This window comes from Leucobacter soli (assembly GCF_042659205.1).
GTDB lineage: Bacteria > Actinomycetota > Actinomycetes > Actinomycetales > Microbacteriaceae > Leucobacter > Leucobacter soli.
The window spans coordinates 1-762 of record NZ_JBHSRW010000451.1 but is presented as its reverse complement, the minus strand read 5'-3'; the positions used below and the strand labels follow the sequence as shown (position 1 = coordinate 762).

The window sequence follows — 762 nt, the reverse complement described above, 5'->3', positions numbered from 1 at the left end:
GCGCGAGCACGCCGACCACGACCACCACGGCGTAGGTCGCCGCGATGTGCAGCGGCACGGGGATGCGGAGCGCCTCGGCCGCGCCCCCGACGCCCATGGACAGAACGAGCAGGCTCATCTCCAGCGTGGTCGCACCCAGGTGGTCCCGGACCGAGGGGAGGCGGCTGAGCCAAGCCCCGAAACCGAAGCCGAGCGTCGCGAAGAGCAGGAACACGGCCACCGACCAGCGCTGCACGCGCATGCGCTCGGGAACGGGGGAGAAGGCCACCGATCCACACTACCCGGATGCCGCGGCGGGGACGGCGCGCGCGATGCGTGCGTCGGTCAGACGCCGAGCACCACCCAGCGCTCGCCGCGGGCGCGGAGCCCGAGGGTCACCGCGCGGGCCGACATGAAGACGAGGGCGAACCCCGCGGTGAGCGCGAGCAGTGCGCCGCCGGCGCTCGATGCCGAGGCGGTGAGCAGCCAGAGCACCGGAAGGTAGACCGCCAGGTTCACCAGGCTGGTCCAGGCGAGGTAGCGCGCGTCGCCGGCGCCCATGAGCACACCGTCGAGCACGAAGACGTAGGCCCCGAGCGGCTGCGCGAGGCCGAGCACCAGGAGTGCGGCGGGCAGGATCGAGAGCACCGCGGGATCGCTCGTGAAGATCCGCCCCAGCACCGGGCTCGCGAGCGCGATCACCGCGCCGATACCGCCCGCGAAGACCGCGCCCCAGATGAGGCAGCGCCTCACGACGAACCTCGCCCGCGCGGCGTCCCGCGC

At 73.8% G+C, this 762-nt stretch carries 1 protein-coding gene and 1 pseudogene; both read right to left on the bottom strand.

The window, feature by feature from the left end:
• Nucleotides 1-268: pseudogene (locus ACFPZL_RS13890) on the bottom strand (hypothetical protein); the annotation flags it as partial.
• Between the two features lie 56 nt (nt 269-324).
• A partial coding sequence (locus ACFPZL_RS13885) for an MATE family efflux transporter (protein ID WP_382335990.1) occupies nt 325-762 on the bottom strand: 438 nt, incomplete at its 5' end.